12 protein-coding genes and 1 pseudogene are annotated in these 21,988 nt (G+C 58.5%); 3 read left to right on the top strand and 10 right to left on the bottom strand.

All coding sequences use genetic code 11. The annotated features are described in order from the left end of the window. Window positions 1-95: 95 nt before the first annotated feature. The 3 genes from GUY40_RS01305 to GUY40_RS01295 form a co-directional block, all read right to left on the bottom strand. The gene (locus GUY40_RS01305; RefSeq protein WP_166567120.1) at window positions 96-1,532 is read right to left on the bottom strand and encodes a cytosine permease; all 1,437 of its coding nucleotides are present in this window, start codon (window positions 1,530-1,532) and stop codon (window positions 96-98) included. A gap of 65 nt (window positions 1,533-1,597) precedes the next feature. Continuing rightward, entirely contained in the window at window positions 1,598-2,782 is a 1,185-nt protein-coding gene (locus GUY40_RS01300) for an iron-containing alcohol dehydrogenase (protein ID WP_166567119.1), read from the bottom strand. Window positions 2,783-2,792: 10 nt separating this feature from the next. After that, window positions 2,793-4,301 carry an aldehyde dehydrogenase family protein gene (locus GUY40_RS01295; RefSeq protein WP_166567118.1) on the bottom strand — a complete coding sequence of 503 codons (1,509 nt, stop codon included), beginning with the start codon at window positions 4,299-4,301 and terminating at the stop codon, window positions 2,793-2,795. Between the two features lie 447 nt (window positions 4,302-4,748). Here GUY40_RS01295 and GUY40_RS01290 point away from each other — a divergent pair, with 447 nt between their 5' ends. From GUY40_RS01290 to GUY40_RS01280, 3 genes and pseudogenes are all read left to right on the top strand, one after another. Beyond that, window positions 4,749-5,390 carry a DUF1826 domain-containing protein gene (locus tag GUY40_RS01290; RefSeq protein ID WP_166567188.1) on the top strand — a complete coding sequence of 214 codons (642 nt, stop codon included), beginning with the start codon at window positions 4,749-4,751 and terminating at the stop codon, window positions 5,388-5,390. Window positions 5,391-5,505: 115 nt separating this feature from the next. Beyond that, window positions 5,506-7,611, top strand: a complete 2,106-nt coding sequence (locus GUY40_RS01285) for a TonB-dependent siderophore receptor (RefSeq protein ID WP_178117619.1) — start codon at window positions 5,506-5,508, stop codon at window positions 7,609-7,611. A gap of 17 nt (window positions 7,612-7,628) precedes the next feature. Further along, window positions 7,629-7,853: pseudogene (locus GUY40_RS01280) on the top strand (DUF4198 domain-containing protein); the annotation flags it as partial. 23 nt (window positions 7,854-7,876) lie between these two features. Here the strand turns inward: GUY40_RS01280 and GUY40_RS01275 are convergent. The 7 genes from GUY40_RS01275 to GUY40_RS01245 form a co-directional block, all read right to left on the bottom strand. Beyond that, entirely contained in the window at window positions 7,877-8,851 is a 975-nt protein-coding gene (locus tag GUY40_RS01275) for a helix-turn-helix domain-containing protein (protein ID WP_166567116.1), read from the bottom strand. A 108-nt stretch (window positions 8,852-8,959) separates the two neighbouring features. Beyond that, window positions 8,960-11,047 carry a hydantoinase/oxoprolinase family protein gene (locus GUY40_RS01270; protein ID WP_166567187.1) on the bottom strand — a complete coding sequence of 696 codons (2,088 nt, stop codon included), beginning with the start codon at window positions 11,045-11,047 and terminating at the stop codon, window positions 8,960-8,962. Window positions 11,048-11,088: 41 nt separating this feature from the next. Continuing rightward, window positions 11,089-12,834 (bottom strand): hydantoinase B/oxoprolinase family protein, encoded by a 1,746-nt coding sequence (locus GUY40_RS01265; protein ID WP_166567115.1) that lies wholly within the window; start codon window positions 12,832-12,834, stop codon window positions 11,089-11,091. 141 nt (window positions 12,835-12,975) lie between these two features. Next, the gene (locus tag GUY40_RS01260) at window positions 12,976-14,154 is read right to left on the bottom strand and encodes a hypothetical protein (RefSeq protein WP_166567114.1); all 1,179 of its coding nucleotides are present in this window, start codon (window positions 14,152-14,154) and stop codon (window positions 12,976-12,978) included. Between the two features lie 138 nt (window positions 14,155-14,292). Then, on the bottom strand, window positions 14,293-15,654 hold the full coding sequence (locus GUY40_RS01255) for a cytosine permease (RefSeq protein ID WP_166567113.1): 1,362 nt from the start codon (window positions 15,652-15,654) through the stop codon (window positions 14,293-14,295). A 136-nt stretch (window positions 15,655-15,790) separates the two neighbouring features. Then, window positions 15,791-17,278 (bottom strand): hypothetical protein, encoded by a 1,488-nt coding sequence (locus GUY40_RS01250; RefSeq protein WP_166567112.1) that lies wholly within the window; start codon window positions 17,276-17,278, stop codon window positions 15,791-15,793. Between the two features lie 3 nt (window positions 17,279-17,281). After that, complete coding sequence (locus GUY40_RS01245) at window positions 17,282-21,970, bottom strand: GMC oxidoreductase (RefSeq protein ID WP_166567111.1); 4,689 nt, start codon at window positions 21,968-21,970, stop codon at window positions 17,282-17,284. Window positions 21,971-21,988 lie beyond the last annotated feature (18 nt).

The following is a 21,988-nucleotide window of genomic DNA, read 5'->3' as shown; positions in this document are numbered from 1 at the left end:
GCCGAATCGGGCAGCCAGCAAGGGCAAATGAGCGCGAACCAGGGGGGGCGAATCCGTGAAGGAACTCACCGCCCGTTGCAGGCGGTGAGTGCTGCTTAAATACCGCTTTCCAGACCTTTGTCCAGGCCGTCGATCCGCGACAACTCTTCATGGATATTCTGCGAGCGGCACAGCCACCAGTAGACCACCGCCGACACTGCCAGACCGACCAGCATGCTGACATCCGCACCGTCGAGCTTCGCTGTGATGTAGCCGGTGTAAATCCCGGTGTTGGAGAACGGCAGCATCGCCACGAAACCCGCCACGTAGGCGCCAATGCCTCGCCAGTTCCATTTCCCGTAGATGCCGTTGGGCTTGAAGATCTCTGTGATGGAAAATTTGCCGTGACGAACTTTATAGAAGTCGACCAGATTGATCGCCGTCCACGGGGTGAACAGGTAAAGCAGGATCGCCAGGAAGTCGCCAAAATCCTTGACGAAGTTGTCCGAGGCCGTCATGGCGATGAGGATGGCCGTACCGCCGACAACACCCATCGAAATGATGCGCTTGAGCAAGGTCGACTTCTGCGTTTTCACCGTATCGGCGATGCTCAACAGCGTGATGGAGGCACCATAGAAATTCTGCGCGGCACTGGTCACCAGGCTGAGTACAGCGAGGATCAACAGTAACTCACCGAACCCGCTGAAGAGCATGTTGCCAAGCATCACCAAGCCTTTGGCGAGGTTCTGCCCCGGGCTCAACGCAGCCGCCAGCGCACCGATCAGCATCATCCATACGCCGCCGATCATGGCGCCCATGTAGGTCCACCAGAACGAAGAGCGCACGCTGACATTGGCGGGCAAGTACCGCGAGTAGTCGGACACATAAATTGCCCAGCTCAACTGATAAGCCGCCGCAACGAAGAACTGCGCAAGGAACGGCGTTGCCTTGAAACCGGAAACGCTCAATTGATCCGCAGGGAGCTTCACGAAGAAGAACAGCCCTACGGTGAACACCAGCATCACGGCTATCAATATGAACGCCAACGCCCGTTGAACCTTGTGGAAGGTGTTGTAACCGGCAATCGCCATGATGATCGCCAGCAATGAGAAGGCAATGGCCGAACCTTCTTCGGGGGCATTGAACAACTCATGCAGGGTCTGCCCGACCAGCAATTGGTTGAATGCGTTGTAGCCGACGTAAGTGGCGATCGCCACCACGTACACCAGCAACGCGCCCAGGTAACCAAACTGCGGTCGGGACTGGATAAGCTGAGGCAGCCCCATTTGCGGGCCCTGCGTCGAGTGGCCGGCCATGAACAGGGTACCGAATGCGCACCCCAGGAAGATCGCAATGGCCGACCAGAACAGGTTGGCCCCCATGCCGACGCCGATGATCCCGACCGCCAGCGTCGTCAGGTGTGCTTCGCCGCAGAACCAGATCGGCCATAAGTGCCAGGCTTTGCCATGCCGCTCGGCGAGCGGCACATAATCAATGGAGCGTGTTTCGAGATTCAGACGTCCTTTGGACGCAGTTTCGCTGGAAGATGACATAGACATTTGCACCTTTTTTATTGGTTTTGGCAGCACGGCACGGTGTTCAATAGCGGCAGGCGGGATTAATGCCGGGCCTGATCGATGGCTTGTTTGAGCAACGTCTGGAGTTGCTCGAGCGAGCTGTCCCTGGGGTTGGTCAAACGGGCGGGATCACCCAATGACTTCCTTGCCACCTCGGTAACGTCTGCATGTTTGACGCCCAGAATGGACAAGGACTTGGGGATATTCAGGCTGTCGAGTTTCGCGCACACGGCGTTGTAGAACGTCTCGAAACTCGCATCCGGCAAGTCGAGCGCCTGAGCCACAGGTTTGAGGCGAGGGCTGATGTCCTGCTCGTTGAAGCGCAGTACCACTGGCAGAATGACCGCGTTGGTCAGCCCGTGGTGGGTATTGTAGGTCGCACCGACCATGTGACTCAGCGCATGCACAAGCCCCAGACCCTTGAGAAAGGCGACACCGGCCAGGCATGAGCCGATCAGCATCTTGCCCCGTGCTTCCAGATCCTGGCCGTTGTTGACGGCGGTATCGATGGAGCTCCAGAGCAGGCTCAGCGCCTGCAACGCCGCACCATCGCTGAGCGGGTTGAAGCTGGGTACGAAGTAAGCTTCCAGCGCATGAATGATGGCATCGCAACCGGTCCATGCCGTCAGGTTGGCCGGCAGGCTCTGCGTCAGTTCAGGATCGAGGATGACCGCTGCAGGCCGTGCCTTTGGGTGCCAGACACAGCCCTTGATGCCCCGCTTCGAATCCGTGAGCATGGCGGTGCTTTCGGTTTCGGCACCGGTGCCGGCGGTGGTTGGAATGGTGATCACCGGCGGGAAGTCCGCCGCGCTGAAACCAGCAGGTACAGGGCGGTCGAAATCGAACTCCCACAGCCCGCAACGTTGCTGTCGAGCAATCAACGCAACCGCCTTGCCCCCGTCCAGACCGCTGCCGCCACCCAGTGCGATAATGCCATCGGCATCCCACGCTTGATAAGCCGATGCACCGGCCAGGACCGACGCATCGGTGGGGTTGGGTTCAATGCCACCAAACAGGCCGCATTCAAGGCCGGCTGCGGTCAACGCCTGTTGCATCTGGCCCACGAACGGCAGGTTGAGCGAACCTTGGTCGGTGATGATCATCGGCCGGGAGATGTTCAACGCCTGGCACAGTTCGACCAGTTTGTTGCGTACGCCAGGCCCATATTCCATCGGCACGGGCACGGTCCATTTTTGATAGTTCAAGGCTGACAGATTGTTTTCCACGAAGCTCACCTTAACTGCAACGAATGATGGTTGATTTCAACTCGGTGTATTTGCTCAGGGCATGAGCAGAATTGTCCCGACCATTTCCCGATTCCTTGAAGCCGCCAAACGGGAAATTCATATCCACCAGTTCGTCGTAGCAATTGACCCATACCGTCCCGGCCTTGAGTTTGCGCGTGGCGGTACGAATGGTGTTGATGTCGGACGACCAGACCGCAGCCGCCAGGCCATATTCCGTCTGATTGGCGATGGCGATCGCCTCATCCAGCGTGTCAAACAGGATGACCACCAGCACAGGGCCGAAAATCTCTTCGTTAGCGATGGGCACCGAAGCATCCTCGGCGAGAAAAATCGTCGGCTCCAGGTAAGCGCCTGCGTCGACCAGCGACAACCGATTGCCACCGCTCAAGAGTTGCGCTTGCTGCTTGCCGATCTCGATGTAGCTGCAAACCCGGTCCAACTGGGCGTTGTCGATGATTGCGCCGGTGACGGTTTGTGGGTCCAGTGGGTGGCCCGGTCGATAGCCTTTGCTGGCTTCCAGCAACTCGCCGAGCAGTGCCGTGGCAATCGAACGTTGCACCAGCAGTCGCGAACCGGCACTACAGACCTGGCCCATGTTGGAAAAAATCGCCGCCGCCGCTGAACGTGCTGCCTGAGCGATGTCCGCGCAGTCGGCCATGACGATGTTGGCCGACTTGCCGCCCAGCTCCAGCCAGACGCGCTTGAGGTTCGAGGCAGCGGCATTTTTCGCAATCTCGCGGCCGACCTTGCCGGAGCCTGTGAAGGCGATGCAGTCGACGTCCGGATGCAAGCTCAATGCCCGGCCCGCGACACCGTCGCCGGCAACGACGTTGAACACGCCCGCTGGAATCCCGGCTTGCAGTGCCAGCCCGGCAATGCGCAACGCACTGAGAGGGGACTTTTCGGAAGGCTTGAGTACGACACTGTTGCCAGCGGCCAATGCCGGAGCGAACTTCCACGCGGCCATCAACAGCGGGTAATTCCAGGGCACCACCGCTGCAACGACGCCCAAGGCCTGATGGGTGACAGTGCCGAAGAATTGCGGATCGGTTGCCGGGACTTCGCCGTGAACCTTGTCCACCAGCTCGGCAAACCATTGCAGGCAATAAATCGTGCCAGGAAGATCACCGCCGGTGGTGTCGCCTATCGGCTTGCCGCTGTCGAGACTTTCGAGCAACGCCAGTTCCTCTGCGTGTGCCTGAAGCAATGCAGCCCACCTCAACAATACCGCCTTACGATCCCTGGCGGATTTTTCCGCCCAGACGCCAGCATCGAAACTGCGCCGGGCAGCGGCTACGGCGAGGTCGACATCGGCCTCGGTACACAAGGCGACGGCAGCCAATGGCTTGCCATCGATCGGGCTTTGCGACCAGAACGTCGCCCCGTTGCAGGCATCGACGTAGGCACCGTCTATAAACGCCCGGCCCTCGATCTGCAATTTTTCACTTCTCTCAAGCCAGTAGGCATGGTCTTTGATCTGCGGCACGCAACACCTCATCTTGTTCTTTTCAGGCTGCGGCGATGCTAGATCATACTAAAAATTCATTCAATAGCTGATGATCACTTTATTGAAAATATGTTCAATAAAAATGCCCGCGAATGCGGGTATTGTCGACTGTCAAAAAACATCTTTAAGCTACAAATTGTGCAGGGCAGAGTCGCAAGCGAACGCCGGAATCTCTCAGTTCTAGCCCCAATGGCGCACGTCATCGGCAATGACTCCGTGCTTGGCAACCAGCTTGGGCAGTTCGTCCTTGAGGATATCCACCCAGAAAAATGATGTTGAAATACAATGTTATGATATAGCATATCTTTTGTTTCAACCTGAAACCGTCGACGAATGCACTGACTTTGCCCGATGTCACTGCCCACGCCGCAGAGGTTAGGGCGTTGGACTGGGTCAGTACGTCCGTCGTCTTTGCCAAGTTAGATGAGGTACAGCGTGATGTTGGCCCCTAGGTTTAATTCTTTTCCCCGCCAAGTAATGGGAGCGAACCCGATTACTTTGACTGAGGTACTACTCGATGAGGTGAATCTAGCCGTCTGGCAGAGAGCGCTGTCTCATCCGATCGAATGCTTTGCTGAGACTCTTCTGAATATCCGAGAGCCACTATCGGAAAGCTTCATGCTTGAGCTGAACGATGAGATCGAGCCGGACCTGAGTCAGCTTGCGCGCGCCTACAGCAGCCTGGACGGTTATCAGCAGTTCCTTGCGGACGTTTCCGGGCTGGTCGGTGCCTATGGCTGCCTGCTGGGTGTGCGGCGCGTTGGTGTTCGGCTGCGAGCACTGGATCGAAGCATGTGCCCACGTTTTCATGTTGACCATGTTCCAGTCCGATTGATCACGACATATGCCGGCCTGGCAAGCGAGTGGCTGAGCGAGGGGGGTATGTCCCGATCGAGGTTGGGTGACCCCACCGCCGAACCCCACGACCCTGCATTGATTCACCCGTTGCGACCTGGTGATGTAGCCCTGCTGAAGGGTGAGAAATGGCTGGGTAACGAAGGCGCTGGAATCATCCACCGCTCGCCACAACCACCAGAGGGCATGCGCCGCTTGATCTTGACCCTGGACTGGTTGAGCTGAGACGGATTTCAACAACATTTCCTCGGCACCTCAACTACGACTTCCTTCACGGCCACCCATAGTCAGGTCGTGCCGTGCTGTGAGTGCCGACAATAAAACTTGAACAGACAGAAGAATGAAATCGACTACTCTCGCCTCTATTGGCGCTCTGACATTTGGCCTGGTTAGCGAAATCGCATGTGCCATGGAAAAACAGAGCACCGCGTTTACCCTGGAACCCATTGAAGTTTCGACCAACCAGATTCATGAAGTTGCCGACAGCCGAGTATCTGGCTATCGGGCGACCCGTTCGGCGACAGCTACCAAGACCGATACCGACATCCGCGATACACCGCAAAGCATCAGCGTTGTGCCTGCTCAGGTGTTAGAAGACCTGAACGCTACCCGTATTGATCGAGCATTGGATTTCGCTGGCGGGGTAGCCAGGCAGAACAACTTTGGTGGCCTGACCTTTCTCAACTACAGCGTGCGTGGCTTCACTACCGGCGAACTCTATAAAAACGGGTTCGCAGTAAACCGCGGCAGCTACAGCGCACCGGATGCATCGGGAATAGAACGCATCGAAGTGCTCAAAGGTCCGGCTGCCAGTCTGTACGGCCGTGGTGACCCGGGTGGGATGATCAACATTGTCAGCAAACGGCCGCAGCCGGTATCTTTCAGCGAATTCAAGGCCAGCGCCGGAAGTTGGGACCGCTACCGCAGCAGCGTTGACGTCAACACACCACTCACCGAGGACGGCAGTCTGCTGTCCAGGGTCAACCTGGCAGTAGAGGACAACAATAGCTTTCGTGACTATGTCGGCAACCAGCGGAAGATCGTCAGCCCGTCGTTGAGCTGGCAGCTCGCCCCCGATACACGCTTGCTCCTTGACAGCGAGTTTTCGCGCACTGAATCGGTATTTGATCGCGGTATACCGGCCGTCAATGGCGAGCTTGGATCGGTGAAGCGCTCCACGTTCCTTGGCGAACCCAACGACGGCGAAATCAGGAATGACAACCAGACCCTGGACCTTGCGCTTGAGCACTACTTGAACGATGCCTGGAAGGTGCGTCTGGCGAACCATTACACCCAAGGCACGCTGAAAGGCGAGAGTTCTGAAACCCAGCGCCTGATGGGTAACAGGGTGACGCGTTTCTATCGAGATCGCAGTTTCGAGTGGAATGACAACATCACCCAGGCCGAATTGCACGGCACCTTCGAGACAGGAAGTTGGCAACACCAAACGTTGTTCGGGCTGGAATACGAGAACTACCGTAACAGCCAGAAATACCCGCAGAGCGCGACCTCTCTTGGGTATGGTCTGGACATCTACAATCCGGTGTATGGGCAGCCCAAGCCAGCCATCGTCAACCCCAATGACTTTCATGAGCACACTGAAAGTCATGCCCTTAATCTGCAAGATCAGATTGTTTTTACCGAGCGCCTGCGCGGCCTGGTGGGTGTGCGCTTCGAGCATTTCGAACAAACGTCGCTCAATCGCACCACCCGGGTCAGTAACAAACAGGAGAAGGACGTTGCCAACCCGCGTTTCGGTCTGCTCTATCAGCTAACACCGCAGGTGGGTGTATTCGCTAACGCGTCCACTTCATTCCGCCCCAACAGCATCGGTAACCAAGGCCAAGTGTTCAAGCCGGAGAAGGGTATTGGCTACGAAACGGGCCTAAAACTCGATCTGCTCGACCGTCGTGTCGGCGGCACAATCGCTTTGTTCCATATCGACAAAGAGAACGTGCTGACCACCGATGCCAACGGCAATAGCATCGCTGCCGGCAAGGCTCGGAGTCAGGGCCTGGATATGCAATTGAGTGGACAATTGACCGATGCCGTACGCATCATCGGTGCCTATGCCTATATCGATGCGCAAGTCACCAAGGGCGACAAATCTATACCTGAGGGCAGCGACCTGCTTGGCATCGCCCGCCATAGCGGCAGCCTGATGGCGGTGTACGAATTTCAGAACGGCCCCCTGCGCGGTTCGGATTTCGGAGCGGCGGCCAACTATGTTGGCGACCGCTCCGGTCAGACAGGTAGCGACTTTGAAGTGCCTGCCTACAACACGGTCGATCTGCTCGCTCATTACAAGGCCAGCGACGCTATAACGGTCGGTTTGAACCTGAACAACCTCTTTGACCGCAAGTATTACGAGCGCGCCTACAACAGCACCTGGGTCATACCCGGCGATCCGCGCAACGTCAGCCTGAGCCTTACTCTCAACCTCTAATAATAAGGATGTATCCCATGAAATTTCACAAACCTTTCCTCCTGGCAAGCGTGTGTGCTGTCCTGTTAGTTGGGCAGGCTCATGCGCACGGCCTATGGACTGAGCAGCGCCGAGGCAACATAGAAGTTATCTACGGTCATGGGGCGGAGGACAATCCGTTCAAAGCGGAAAAAATCAGCGGTGCCTGGGCTTATGACGCAGCCGGCAAGCAGATTCCGGTAACGGTACAGCGCCTTGACGATCGGCTTACCTTCTCGTAAGTCATTTATCCTGATTGACTCGCCGAGCGAACAGCGCCGGCGCGCGCCTCCCGGGCGGTGAAGCCGAAGTGCTGTCGGAAGCTTCGGGCAAACTGTGTCTGATCGCTGAATCCCCAGCGCATGGCCAATTCCCCAATCGACAGGTGGCAGTTGGGTTCGTGCAGGACTCGGTTGACGGCCTCAAGGCGCCTTAGGCGAATCCACTCGCCGAGGCTGTAGGGTGTGGTGGCGAAGAGTTTGTGCAAGTAACGCACTGAAAGGCCGCAGGCGTCAGCAATCAATTGCGGGGCGAGGTCGGGATTGCCCAGCTGTTGCTCGACATAGTGCTCTATGCGCTGCAGATGCAAGGCGGCCAGGTTCGAACTTTCGCTGTTGAGCACCCGTTCATCATTGCGCAGGGCCATCAATAAGGTCGAGAGGGCCTGCTCCAGCAGCATATGGCGGGCGGTATTGTCGCATTCGTCGAAGCGTGCGGCACACATCGCCAACTGGTCGACGAATATCCGGCCGACGCCTCGCTTGGCATCGAAACAGAAGCGTGTATAGCGTTCGGCTCCGCGAAGTTCTCCATGCAGCGCGCGCTCGGGCAGCTTGAACACCCAGAGGTCGTTGTCGCAGGCATAGTGAAAGCGGTAGGGCGCATCGCCACGCTCGAAGATGAACCCGCCGGGCCGGCAATGCAGTTCTCGGCCGTCCTGCTCGAAATGGACTTCGCTACGACGCGGTACGGTGACCAGGTAGCAGGCTTCGCGGTCTTCGCTGACCTGGGCTTTGCTGCGCGAATAGCCGAGCTGGCTCGAGCGCAGGCGTGACAAGGTCAGGGACGTGCTGTTGGTTTCCCAGATCTGCAGGCTGCCACTGAAACGGGTGCTTGGCGCAAACTCCAGGGACAGAGGGAAATAGGCACTGCCGATCGCTTCGGCCCAGCGTGGCTGGCATTCACTGTCGGACCAATAACGGGTGGAGAGTTTGTTTGCCATGGCCACGCCTCATGCTTTTTTATTGTGAGCTTTTTTATATTGAGGACGGCGCCGGCGGATAAACCGGCGGCGCCGCTTTTTGCATCATTTGCCAATGCTTACCAGGGGTCAATCATTGGGCGTCAGGCGGTAGGTGGCCGACGGCGCCAGGGTGGCTTGCCAGCCAGGTGGGACGACGATGTTGGTGGTCGCTTCCTCGATCACACAAGGGCCTTGAACGGTTTGCCCGGCCTGCAGCCGATCACCGTTGTAGACCGGGGTGTCTTGCCAGTTGTCCTGGGTGTTGAACAGCATTGGCCGGCGACCGACCGGTCTGGCCGGGGTGCCTTCGGATGGGAGCGACAGTTCCGGCATCGGCGGACGTTGCAGGCGTGCGATCACCGAGCATTCGAGGTTGACCAGTTCCGCCGGGCTTTCAGGTTCGCTGTAGGAAAACAGCGCCTTGTGCCGTTGATGGAACGCCTCGCGCAGGGCTACCAGGCCCTTTTGATCCAGTTGATCGCAGGCCAGCTCGACGCTGCATTCGTGAACCTGGCCGAGGTAGCGGATTTCCAGGTTATACAGGCACTCAACGTTGTTGCCGGCACTGAAACCATCGTCGCGCAGGTTGTTCATGCCGCGCTCACGCAGCTCGCGCAAGGTCTGGTTGAGCAACGGCAGGTTGACCTGTTCGTCGTCCAGGCGCATGGGCAGCGTGGTCAACTGATCGTAGCGGATGTCCGAGAGAATCTGGCCAAAGGCGCACAGCCCGGAAGCCACTTTAGGGATCAGCACCACCTTGCTGCCGATCTCTTCGGCCAGGCGCATGACGTGCATGCCGGCTGCACCACCGGCGCCGATCAGGGCGAAGTCGCGGGGGTCATAACCGCGCTCGACCGACACCCGACGGATACCGCTGACCATGTTCAGGTTGACCAGGGTGATGATGCCGATGGCCGCACGTTCGACGCTGATCCCCAAGGGCTCAGCAATTGTGCTGCGAATGGCTTCAATGGCCCCCTGGCGATTGAGACGAATACTGCCGCCCAGCAGTGCGCCGTCAGCCAGGTAGCCGAGGGCCAGGTTAGCGTCGGTGACGGTTGGCTCGACGCCGCCCTTGCCATAGCACACCGGCCCCGGGTTGGCGCCGGCACTGCGCGGGCCGACTTGCAGCATGCCAAAGTCGTCCAGATAGGCAATCGAGCCACCACCGGCACCGAGGGTTTCCACCTGAATCATCGGCACGCCGATGCGATAGCGCAAAAAGTCCGTGTCCTTGCTGAAGTTGGTGCGCCCGGACTTGCTCAACGTGATGTCGAACGAGGTGCCGCCCATGTCCACGGTGATCACGTTGTCGATACCAAACGGCTGGGCGACGCACAATCCGGCTTGCGGTGCGGAAGCCGGGCCCGAGTTGATCGCATTGACCGCGCGTTCGCGCATCACCGCGCCCGGCGCCAGGCCGCCATTGGACTGGAAGTAGCGAGTGGGCTGCTGCGCGCCGAGTTCCTCGAACAGCGCATCGATACGTTCGATGTAGCGGCCCATCACCGGGCTCAGGTACGCGTTGACCACGGTGGTCGAGGTACGGGTGTATTCGCGGATTTGCGGGAACACTTCATTGCCGGTACAGACGAACACCCCGGGCAATGCTGCGCGCACCATCTCGGCGGCGCGTTGTTCGTGGCTCGGGTTACGCACTGACCAGACGAAAGAAATCGCCACCGCTTTGACATCCTGCTCGCGGAAGTACTCGATCGCCTGGGCAATCGCGTCTTCATCAAGCGGGCTATGTACGCTGCCATCACTGATGATCCGGCCGCCGATCGGGCGACGCAGATGGCGCGGTACCAGCATGTAGGCCGGTGGGTAGCTGGCATCGTAGCGATGCCCGTCTTCCTTGTGACCCAGGCGGATTTCCAGGCTGTCTTCATGGCCGTCGGTGCACAACAGGCCGACTTTGACGCCGGTTTTTTCGATCAATGCGTTGAGGGCCACGGTGGTGCCGTTGATGCACAGGTCGCAGTCGGCAATGATCTGCGCTGGGGTGCGGCCGATGGCATCGGCAATCTGCGCCAGCCCGTTACGGATGGCGATGGTGCCGTCGTGGGGCGTCGACGGTGCCTTGAACAACTGCACGTTGCCGTTGCGATCAGCGAGGATGAAATCGGTGAAGGTGCCGCCGGCGTCGATGCCCAGACGATATTGCTGCTTGATCATGGTGTGAGTCTCTGGTTGCTCTGAGGGGCTGGGCTTGATTAATGCATGACGCGGTGAGCGTGGGTCTCTGCTTCGTCGAGCAGGCCGTTGCTGTCGATCACCACGCCGTACTCAAGGCGTGCGCCTTCTGGCGAAACCAGGCCGTTGAGGACGTCGTTCAACACGCTGGCGACGGGGCGTCGAAACGGGTGGCCATAGCCGCCGCCACCCGGGTTGACGTTGATCACGCGTTCACCCGGTTGAGCGGTCAGCAGCGCGTTGTAAGTAAAGTGGTCTTCTTCGCCGTTCACCTTGCGGTGGATCAACCGGCCAAGCTTGGGTTCGAGCAAGACGTTGGTCGCGCCAGCCGCGCCGGCGGTGGGCAGTTGTCGACCTTCACCGAAGCCGACCACGGTCATGGCATGGTTCAGTGGCTCGATTTCAATGCGGGTGCCCGAGCCACCGCGGAACTCCCCGGCGCCACCGCTATCGGTCATCAGGCTGTAGCGGTGGATGAGTACCGGGTAGGAGTATTCCAGCAACTCGATATCGCCGGACATCAGCGCACCGAAGCAACACAGCGGGCCGCAGGCCGGCCAGCCGTCCATTGCCTTGTTCGCACCGGCACCGGAGATGATCGAAGCCAGGACCATGGTCACGTATTCGTCGTTGCCGTTGCGTGGGTCGTGGCCGGCAATGTTGATCCCGCTGGCGTGGCCCCAGGAGGCGGTGACGCGATCCGGTGCCGCCTGTTCCAGGGCCTGGCGCACGGCATCGGCGAGGGTTTCCATCGGCGTCGTGGTGCTGTTGACATGCGGTGCCGGTTCTTGCGCGTTGCACAAGGTGCCCGGTGGGCCGAGGTCGACAGTCACGCAGCGATACAGCCCTTCGTTGTACGGCGGCGGCACCTGGGCAAACATCATCAGCCCCAGGTACACCCCGGACACCGAGTTGCCGGCGTAGGAGTTGATGAAGTAGGGCACTTGCGGCGGACTTTCGATCAGTACGTGGGCTTCATCGCCGCGAATTTCCACACGCGCTGTGATCGACAGTTCGCCCAGGCCATGACCCGAGTCCTCGAGAACGGCGGTGCCGGTGTAAAAGCCGTCGGGTACATCTCGCAGCAATGCGCGCATGTGGCGGTCAGCCATGTCTTTCAACTCGGCGATGCACGCCCGAACCTGCTCCACGCCGTAGCGGTCAAGCAACTCGAGCAAGTGCCTTTCACCGACGGTGCACGCGCCATACTGAGCGTTCAGGTCGCCCTCCTGGTAAGCGCGGGCACGCATGTTGGTCAGCAGCAGGTTGATCACGTCTTCACGACGCTGGCCTTGTGACCAGAGTTTCACCGGAGGGATACGCAAGCCTTCGGCGTAGATTTCCCTGGCGTCCGGGTTGTAGCCGGCGGGTACGGGACCGCCGATGTCGGTCAGGTGGCCTTTGCAGACCGTCCAGAACACCAGTTCGCCTTTGTAGAAGACCGGTTTGTACATGCAGCAGTCGAGAATATGGCTGCCCTTGTAGGCCGGATCGTTGTGATAGATCACGTCGCCTTCATTGATGTCATCACCGAAGAAGCCGGCGACGCATTTCATTGCAGGAATCAGCGATCCCAGGTGGATTGGAATGTCCTGTCCTTGCAGGATCATCTCCGGAAGGTGGTCGAAGAGGGCGTTGGAATAGTCGTGAGCCAGGTTGAAAACGCTCGAACGGCCAGTCTTTTCCAGGGTCAGGGTCATTTCGCGCTGCGCGGTTTCAAGTGCGCCTCGCACGACTGCCAGGGTGATCGGATCTACTGTACTCATGGGTCACCAGAAATCTTGTTGTTATCCAGGTGGGGGGCAGGACGGATGCCTGACCCACGACACAAAGCTACGCGCACCTACCTGTGGATGGCTTGGCGCAAAGTGCACCGTTTTTTGACTCACAGAGCACTGTCGGGGGGCTTAGAAGTAGTAGCCGATGTTGGCGTACAACTGGTTTTCCCATTGGTCGCTGCCACCGGCGCCAAGGCTCTGGGTGAAGCTGCTGCCACCGATATAGGGGTCGTTCTTGCCGTGCAGCCATTCAACGGCGATCCACAGATCCAGAAGTGAGAACGAGGTGCCGACGATGAAGCGTTCGGAGTCGTCGAAGCCTTGCTCGCTTTTGTCAAAAGCGCTGTAGTTGCCGTACAGCTTGATGCCGGAGAACCAGCCGTACTTGCCGGCGATGTCGTAGCTCAGGTCGGCCACATACAGATTGCCCTTGGCCGCGACGTTGAAGGTTGCGTCGTAGCTGCCGAAGGTGACGAGCTGGTCGCTGCCCGGGTTCCTGGGCTGCATGTCCTGGCGTGCGGCTTGCAGCTGTACGCCCCAGGGGCCGTTCTTGCCCAGGTAGTGCACGGCCTGCGCATTGCGTCGACCGCTGTCATGGGTGTCGCGGTTTTCCAGGGTCGAGGTCAGCGCTGATACACCGATTTCCGACTGCCAATCGCCCAGTTTGAAGTTGCGTGCCAAGCGTGCGACGACAATGTCGCGCTCCTGGTTATTGCTGCCGTTTTCCACGTAACTGTCGGCTTTGGCGACGCTGGTCGAGTAGGTGCGGCCACCACGGCTGGTGCCCTGGCCCTGATCGATGGGGCGCAGGTAATAACCTGCCTGCAGGTTCCAGTCGCCACTGTGCTGAATGTACTTGATACCCAGGTCCTGAATGTCTTCCAGGCCGATGACGTTGCCCAGCGTCTCGAAAAAGGTGCTGCCGAAGTAGGGCTGCAAGCCAAAGGGTATTTTGTTCAGGCCGGCCTGCACCTGCTGCGACTCATTGAACCTGTAGCCCACCCAGGCATATTCGGGAAAAGAGATGGCACCGATTTTGTTGGTGTGCTTGAACGGATAGGCATCCCCGTAGAAGCGGTATTTGGTGGCGCCGATCCAGCTGCTGGAGGTGTAGGTGGCGGTCAGGAAAAACGTGTCGAAACTGATTTTTTCCAGGTCCTGATCCGGGTCATAGTCAACCCGCGCCCGGATCGCCCCGCCAATGTCCAGGTTCTCGTTGATCGGCACCGCAAAGGCGGGGGTGCCGAGCGTTGCCAGTACTGGCAACAGGAGTGCGGCGGTAAAGGTACGGCGGTCGAGCAAGCGCATGTTTCGCTCCTTGGGAGTCATTGTTGTTTTACAGGCAGCAAAAAGCCGAGCCGCAGAAAGTCTGTGGCTCAGGCGAGGTGTAGGCGGGAGGCGAGTCGCGTCCTGGCTGACGCGAGTCAGATCAATCGATAGGTCGTTTCAGGTGCAGCTGGCGCGCACGAACCAGCTGCGCTTGGCACTGTTGAGCAGTAGCCAGTAGGCGCCGAACGCACTGACGAATGTCACCGGGGCCGACCATGTGGCCAGCGTTGGGCTGTTGGCATTGAGCAAGAGGATGCCGAGCCCGGCTGCGAAGAACCACGCGCCCAGGCCACAGGGGTTGAAGGCGCTGACACGTTCCAGTTCGTATTCGATTCTGCCCTGGAACAGCTGGGTGTATCTGGGCGAAAAAATGTGCGCCAGGGCAATCGCGACCCAGGCCACCACGAAGATGCTCTGGTATGCCAGTGCCTGCAGGATGTACTCGAACACGTTCAGGCGCATCAGCGTGTAGACCAGTACGCCAACGGCAATTGCCCAAACGATGTAAGGCACCTGGGTCAGCCCCAGGCGACCGAAGAACGCCTGCATGTTGGTGGCCGCCAGGAAGAAGTTTGCGGAGTTGATACGCGTCTGGCTGATCCACACGAAAATCAGCCCCCAGATGCCCATCAGCTCGATGATCGCCATGACCACCGAAACCTCGGTCAGGCCACCCGGTGTCGGAATAGTCCCGGCCAGAAAGATCCCCACCAGGCCATTGATCAAAAAGGTGAAGGTGTAGAAGGGCAGCCCGAAGTTGATGCGGCCGTGGTACTGCGCATCTTCCTTGCGCCCGAAGCGTGCGTAGTCCCAGGTGTACATCATCAGGATCCACACCCCCATGAAGGCGCTGAAACAGTTCCACCAGCCGTTCTCCACCGGGCCGCTCGCCGGACCCATTTGCAGCCACGCAGCGCTGTAACCGTATTCGCCGATCGTCATCACCACCAGCGCCACCAGTCCGATCAGGTAGAAGGGCAGCAGCACGCCGTTGAGCTTGTCCATCCAGTTCTGCACGCTGCCGAAGATCAATGGCACGCTGTACAGCACAACCAGCAGGTACGCCTGATTCAGCGATAGCACAGACCAGTACTGATGAATCGCGATGGCAATGACCGAGCCTTCGAAAACGCTGTAGTACGTGGCGGTGACGAAGAAGATCAAGGTCGCCAGAGTCGCGCCCGTGCGCCCGAACAGCACCCGTGAAAACAGCGCGACCGAAAGGCCGGTCTTGATGGCGTAGCGGGAAATGATGCCGTTGATGATGGCGTAAGTGACCACCGACAGCAGCAGGCCGATCATTGCGTTTTGGGTCCCGAAGGTCATCGCCAGCGTGGCGGAGACGACCAGCCAAAACATTGCGCTGCAGATGCCCCACCAGGCCATTGTCAGCGACAATCTACTCATGCGATGGGTATCAGGAACGGCGACGACCGAGTAGTCGGTACTGTCGCCCTGTTTTTTGAGGGTTGCGGCCATGGCTCTTCTCTTTGTTTTTGTATGAAGAGTCATGATGGTAAGAGACGCGGGGCGGCCAATAATTGCTTTTGGCGGCCCTATCTTTTGTCGTTGAGTGAATTGGGGAGATGGATAGCCCCAAAGCAGGCATGCTGGTTCAGCGCTTGCTGGCCTGCGTACCGAGCAAAATTCGCTTCGCCTCGGTGAGGCCGATGTAGCGCGTCAGAAAGCTCATGAACGGTTCTGAAAAGATTCCAGTGTGGCCATCGATGATCTGCTCGTTGACCGAGACAACCATGAAAGGCTGATGAGCTGTTACAGGCTTGGCCGGTAATAGCCTCAAGTCAGAATATTTAGCGTCTTGGGAGAAGTCGAACGAAGCCAGCTCCCGAACGTCGGCAGCCTTCACGTTTATCGTGTCATTCGGGAAAGGAGTATCGGGGCTCACCGGCTTATCGACCCAGCGCCACCACTCAAATGTGTCTGGTCGCTTGTCTGTACATTGCGAATCAGGAGCTTCGTCCTGCTGGCTCGAAACCAAGTGTTGAGTCTCAATCGGAGTAAGCGAGTGAGTTATCCCGCTGCCACCGTGGTTGTATACACCTAGAGCTTCGCGGAGGCTGGCTCGCTCCCGGTCGTCGTGGACGGGAGCAGCATTTGTGAAGAATTCCCCGGCGATTCGACCGGCCTTGAACCAGCTATTGCGGGCACCATCGTTTTGCGCCGAAAACGTGACGAGTAAAGGCGTCTGGTCGGAGCCGTAAGTGATACCGCGTGAAAGAATGTTGATGCGCTCGTAGGCCGCCGATTCGACGGCAGGATTGACGAGGACGACCATGTCACCAAAGCCGCGCAATGGAGGGTTTATGGCTGCAGGTTTAGCACTCTGCGATGTGGTGGGGGCAGTGGAGCCAGTCGGGATCACAGGTGCTGTTCGCAAGAATCCGCTGGCCGGGTTGGCCAACTGCATTTGGCTCTCAAAGTAGCGGGAGGTAGCCGCGAGCAATACGGCCCCGCCGAAGCTGTGGCCAATCGAGACCAGTCCAAAAAAAGGTTTCTGCTTGCCGTCGGTCACTCGCCCGTCGGAATGATCGTTGTATATTCGCTGTAACCTGGCCATGAATTCCTGGAGGTCGCCTTCACCAACACGTCTTGCGGCCGACTTGCGTCCCCAAAATGTCGTGTAGTCGATCAGTCCCGGCAGTGAGCGTCCACGCCAGCCAACATAGAGGCCAATGACGCGCACTGTCGGCATTGCCTCACGGTACATTTTTTGATCCAGCTCAACGTGCAAACGCTGCAGTACGCGTTTGAATGCCTCGACGTTGTCATCGTAGCAAGCCGCGGAGTGATGCCAGCCATGGATGAAAAGCACTACCAGCGTATTACCTTCAGCTGTCGCGGTTTTTACGGTCGACAGAGCGGAAACGGCCTGCTCCGGATTCCAGAACCAGCCTTGATCGTCCGATTCGATAAACTGCAAATCGAATCCCGCACCAGGTGCATGCGCAGTACTGGCGGAGACTCGCTCTGGCTGAACTGGCCGGTGCGGGACGTTATAGAGGCCGCAAGACGCAGACAGCCCAAGCAGAGTCAGCAGGAACGCACATCGCATCAGTGCTCGGGGAATGGGCATGGCTGCCATGATCTACCTCCTGCAATCATCAGGCTCAGCGAAAAGTTTCTGACCTGCTGTTTCTCCAAGCATGCGGTAAGCCTCCCACTGGTTGTCGTCGAAGAACTGGTCCAGCGTGGTTTCGTTGGGAAAGCGCTCGTGCATGGACGCGTAGGTACGCAGATCCGTGGGCAGGTCGGCAAACAGGCAGGGCTTGACCAGTAGTAGCCAGCTCGGAGGATGTTCGTCTGAATAGGTTATTTGTGCCAACGCGGCACCGAAGGGACCTGTGCGCTTGATCTCCTCGATCGCACCGACGGCTTTTTGCTGGACATGGGTTGCGATCCACAGTGGCACGCTGACTTCTCCCGTTGAGTCGCAGGAAGCTTTCCAACCTGGCATATCAGGGGGCGGGTTGACTTCGGTGGTTCTGACCGGCTTGAGCCATTTTATTTCCGCACAAAAGTCGAGACGCACTTGCCGCGTAAGCAGCGCGAGATCATCGAACACATAATTCGGGTCACTGGTCGCATCGACCGCAATCATGATGGGCAGGCGACGGCGAATCAGCTCGTAGAGCCCGGTGTTGTCAAAATGTCCACCATCGCTCAAGTACCAAAGCCGCTCGGCAGGACCGGCAAAATAGCCTCGCCACTCGTTCAGCAAGCTCGCCTGTAAGGCAAAGACAGTCGACGGCAGGGACTTGAAGGCGCGCCAAAGACTTGGCGGGTAACGCCCCGGTCGCCGGCCGGCGGGGATACCGCTGTTCCACCAATAGCCAATGCGAAGATTGACCAGACCCAGAATCAACGATCGCCACAGTTTCGTATTGCGACCCGAGCCAGTAGTGTAGGCCGCCCCGGAGATCGCCATCCACTGGCCGAGGCGCAAGCGTTCCACCGTGACCGGCTTGTCATCGGAGCGTGACAGGACATGAAACTGATTGGGGTCGGGCGCCACATTGATGGCTGCCACAGGAACCTGGCGCGCCGGGGTGTCGGTGTCGCGCGGCTCCCATAGCGCATGAAAGCGCCGTCCGACGGTAATGCCTGCTGGCCCCAGACACATCGGCATGCCGTTGTCGTCACGCAGGAGGTTGCCGGACAAAGGGTCGACGGAGTTGTTCAAGCAGGTACCGACCAGATGCAATGGGCCTCCCGTGCGTTCGGGATGATAGGTATCAAAATCGATGTCATCTCCCAGGTCGCTGACGTTGACCGGTACGGGTGTATTGGTACCGGTGGGATGGACTCGCGCATCGTTCGAAGCGCCAAGGAAGGTCCGCACCAGTTTCTGCGAATACGCTTGCTGCAAAGAAGACAGATTGAGCAGGGAAAGCGTCTGCCCCAGTACGGCGGAAACGAGCAGGGCCGTCATCACGCACCAGGTGCCGACCTGAAGGTCCCGAAGGAACACCAGGTGCGCGAGCATATTGAGGTACATCAGCAGCAGGAACACGAGCAGGAATGTTACCGTGCCCATCAGGATCGGTAATCCAAGGCCCTTTGCGAAAGACGAAACGGCCCCCGACGGTGGGCCTTTGAGCAGCCCGGTCGCGACACCCCGCAACAACGGGAGCAACGGTGCCAGTCCAACAATCGACCATCCGATCATGGGCATGTCGCTGGCAGCGAACTGCGCGCCTGTATCCAGAACCACCCACAGGATGCTGACGGCGAAACCGAACAGTCCCACGCCGAAAAGCCGCGTCAGCCGATTGCGCACGATGGCGCTCTTGTCCGCCGGATTGCCTTCATCCGGATCGTCGGGTAGCGCCCATTTCATGGAGGCTGTTTTGCTGGGGATGTTCCATCTCGCGCCTTCCTGCAACAGCAAAGCCAGTAGCAGTACGACGATGGCCACGCCACACCAGGCTGTGATTGCAGGCAATGCAAGGCCGTAGATTGCGCACCCAAGAAAAGTCAGCCAGACGAGCAATGGCAGCAACGCGCGCCAGTTACGGGTTGGGTCCTGCATCACCAACCAGTAGCCGATGGCGGGGGGAAGCACACCCAACACCAACAGTCCACCAGGCAGCCACCACCAGGCCGAGAGGGTTATTTCAAACAGGGTCACTGGTATCACATCGCCAAGGAAGGTGATGGCCAGCCAGCGAATCAACCCGAACACGCCGAACAACAGGGTGCCCAGCCAAAGATGTACGGTTGCCAGGTTGCGCAGCACGATGGCCGCATCGAACAGGGCGTCACCACGCCCGCCCCCGTCAATGTACTGGGAATTGCGCCGCAGCCAGTCGATTTCGGGAGAGCCCTTGAGTATCGACTCCACCCGCGCGGCCTTGTTGGGCAGATCCGGGCGCATCCGAGTGAAGAGACGCCCCAGAAACGCGGCAATATAGCCACCGCCAGAGGCTGACGACACGATGTCGATATCACGCAGTCGATGACACTTCGCCAGAGCCTGGAGCAGGCCAAGGCAGAAGGTCGCACTGCGGATACCGCCGCCCGAAAACGCGAGCCCGATCGTGTCCTTGGGCAACCTCGCGGTATCCGTTTGGGGATCCTGGTATTCGGGATCAACGGCCGTGCGGCGCTCCCGAATCGCAGCCGCTTCCACCGCTTCAAGCTTTTGCGGATAGTCGTCGGAATCAGCCAGCAGCACATCGGCGGCTTTCTCGCCAATCATGAAGGTTGGCGTGGCGATGAAATAGCCCGGAATGTAGGGGAAGACAGAGGTGTCGACCACGCGCAGGTTTTTCACACCATGTACGCAGAAACGGCTATCCAGGACTGCGCCAGAGTCTTCAAGCAGAAGCGTGTCGTTGCGATGGGGCTCGCTGCCCATCCGGCACGTGCCGCAGGCATGGTGTCCCCAGGCTTCGTCCTTTATCCATTGTTTCAGCTGAGGTGAGCCATCCGCTCGCGTCGACCCTGGCTGCACTTCATTGTCAAAGACAGTGACATCCCCATTGATCTTGCGCACGACTTCAATCGCTTCGCACAAGGCCTCGACATCTTTCATGGCGCCGTGGCCTTCTGGGGAACTGTCTTCGAATGAATTGAAGTTGATCTTCGGGGTATCCAGCGGGTTGTTGCTGTGCAGGCGAACGACGCCTTGATCGTTGTTGGTATAGGCCTTGAGGATGACCCAGCTCCACAGATTGCGCGACTCGGTCGTCGCGCCCATCGTCTTGTGCAGTAGCTCCCTTGACCACCCCCAATGGTAGCCGCGGAATGCTGCAGGTACGCCAAAGATGAAGAGGTCGGGGTCGACGCGAGGCTCGGCGTTGTGCTTGGACGACAACATAAAGGCGATAGCGCCTCCGTTAGTTGAATAGAGCCCCGTTCCGTCGCGCAGCCACTGCTCACGGGCAGGGTCGCCATGTTTATCCGGCTCAAAGGAAACCCCGTCCAGCGTGGAAAACGCTGACTTCGCTTCGCTGATAACGCTGACTTCATAACGGTCCTGCAGATTCTTGCCGACCCCCGACAAATTTACGATTTCCGTTAGCTGCGCACCGTTTTTATCACGCGGGCCTTCAATGCCCAGTTCCTCAAGGTGCTGCCGATCACCGATGCCGCTGAGCATCAGTAGCTGCGGTGTATTGAAAGCACCGCCGCTAACAATTACCTCCAGACGTGCGAAGTATTGCGTTGGACTCGAATCCTCCACGATGGATTTACTCTTCGGGCTAGCACGGTAAAGGTGTGCGCCAAGCTGGACCTCTACGCCAACAGCCCTGGGCGCGGGATCATTCTCATCTTTTTCAAACAACACACGTCTTGCGTGGGCCGGATTCAAAATAACCAGTCGGTCCGGGAATCGCTTAGCGACATCCAGCAAGTGTTCCCGCAAGCCGTGGCGACGTTTGCCGTCAGTGCCGATCGAAATCAGCGACAGATGATCGCGGGTCGGTATCTCTGGCGAACGAACATTAGGGTCCAAAAACTGAAGGAGCTGCAGCCTGGCGATGGCGCGACCGAGCATCGAGCGATCACGCTGCTTGCCGAGAAAAGAAAACAAAACATCCTTGAGTACGCGCAGGAAAGTCCGATCGCCTCGTACTATCCCGGCGATTACCAGCGGATCAATGAAACTGGTCTTCTGCCAGCCTTTGAATCCATGACCACCAGGATCAAGCTGTCGACGTGGGTTGAGCCGGGTAGCGATAATCTGGACGACTCTAAGTAGCCCGCCCAACAACTTGCCGACAAAACCCCTATAGACCGTGTAATACAGGCAGTTCTCAATTTTCGCGAAGTACCCTTGCATGTTTTCGGAGCGCCAGGACGGATCGCCGGTGAATTCGGCTATCCGGTCCCAGTCCGCGTCGTTTGGCCGGATGATGATTTGTGCGTAGTGCGCAGTGCAGCCACCGATGGCTGCTGCGCGGGGATACTGAATGCCTCCCGAATCCCCAACGCCGTTTATGGGAAAGTCCTTATGTTCGTTGTACTTTGAGTCCTGGCGTTGCTGTGTATTGTCGGCATAGTGACGGACCGAGAAATCCCAGGTGATTTCCGGATCTTCCGTCGCCGCAGCGTGGAAGGCGGGCACGTTATAAACCTCGCGATCCTCCGCCGCGGGATCAACGCCCGCTTCAATAAGCAGGACCCGTCGCCCGTTGATGGCCAGCCGGGCTGCGAGCGGACCGCCACCGGCTCCCGACCCCACAATCACGTAATCGAAGGGTGTTTTTTGCGGGTTTTCGGCACGTTCCAGCAGTTGCTCCCGGTTGGGCTTCAATGCATCGTGATCCATGGCGGCTCCGATTAACGA

Origin of the sequence: Pseudomonas sp. R5(2019) (genome assembly GCF_009905435.1) — a bacterium.
Taxonomy (GTDB): domain Bacteria; phylum Pseudomonadota; class Gammaproteobacteria; order Pseudomonadales; family Pseudomonadaceae; genus Aquipseudomonas.
The sequence above is the reverse complement of the archived record's forward strand: the minus strand, read 5'-3'. Positions and strand labels throughout refer to the sequence as shown.

What these genes read in the sequence shown, in the direction of transcription:
- GUY40_RS01305 (WP_166567120.1), bottom strand. Translation starts at nt 1,532, where the DNA reads ATGTCATCTTCCAGCGAAACTGCGTCCAAAGGACGTCTGAATCTCGAA.
- GUY40_RS01295 (WP_166567118.1), bottom strand. Translation starts at nt 4,301, where the DNA reads ATGAGGTGTTGCGTGCCGCAGATCAAAGACCATGCCTACTGGCTTGAG.
- GUY40_RS01290 (WP_166567188.1), top strand. Translation starts at nt 4,749, where the DNA reads ATGTTGGCCCCTAGGTTTAATTCTTTTCCCCGCCAAGTAATGGGAGCG.
- GUY40_RS01285 (WP_178117619.1), top strand. Translation starts at nt 5,506, where the DNA reads ATGAAATCGACTACTCTCGCCTCTATTGGCGCTCTGACATTTGGCCTG.
- GUY40_RS01275 (WP_166567116.1), bottom strand. Translation starts at nt 8,851, where the DNA reads ATGGCAAACAAACTCTCCACCCGTTATTGGTCCGACAGTGAATGCCAG.
- GUY40_RS01265 (WP_166567115.1), bottom strand. Translation starts at nt 12,834, where the DNA reads ATGAGTACAGTAGATCCGATCACCCTGGCAGTCGTGCGAGGCGCACTT.
- GUY40_RS01260 (WP_166567114.1), bottom strand. Translation starts at nt 14,154, where the DNA reads ATGCGCTTGCTCGACCGCCGTACCTTTACCGCCGCACTCCTGTTGCCA.
- GUY40_RS01255 (WP_166567113.1), bottom strand. Translation starts at nt 15,654, where the DNA reads ATGGCCGCAACCCTCAAAAAACAGGGCGACAGTACCGACTACTCGGTC.
- GUY40_RS01250 (WP_166567112.1), bottom strand. Translation starts at nt 17,278, where the DNA reads ATGGCAGCCATGCCCATTCCCCGAGCACTGATGCGATGTGCGTTCCTG.
- GUY40_RS01245 (WP_166567111.1), bottom strand. Translation starts at nt 21,970, where the DNA reads ATGGATCACGATGCATTGAAGCCCAACCGGGAGCAACTGCTGGAACGT.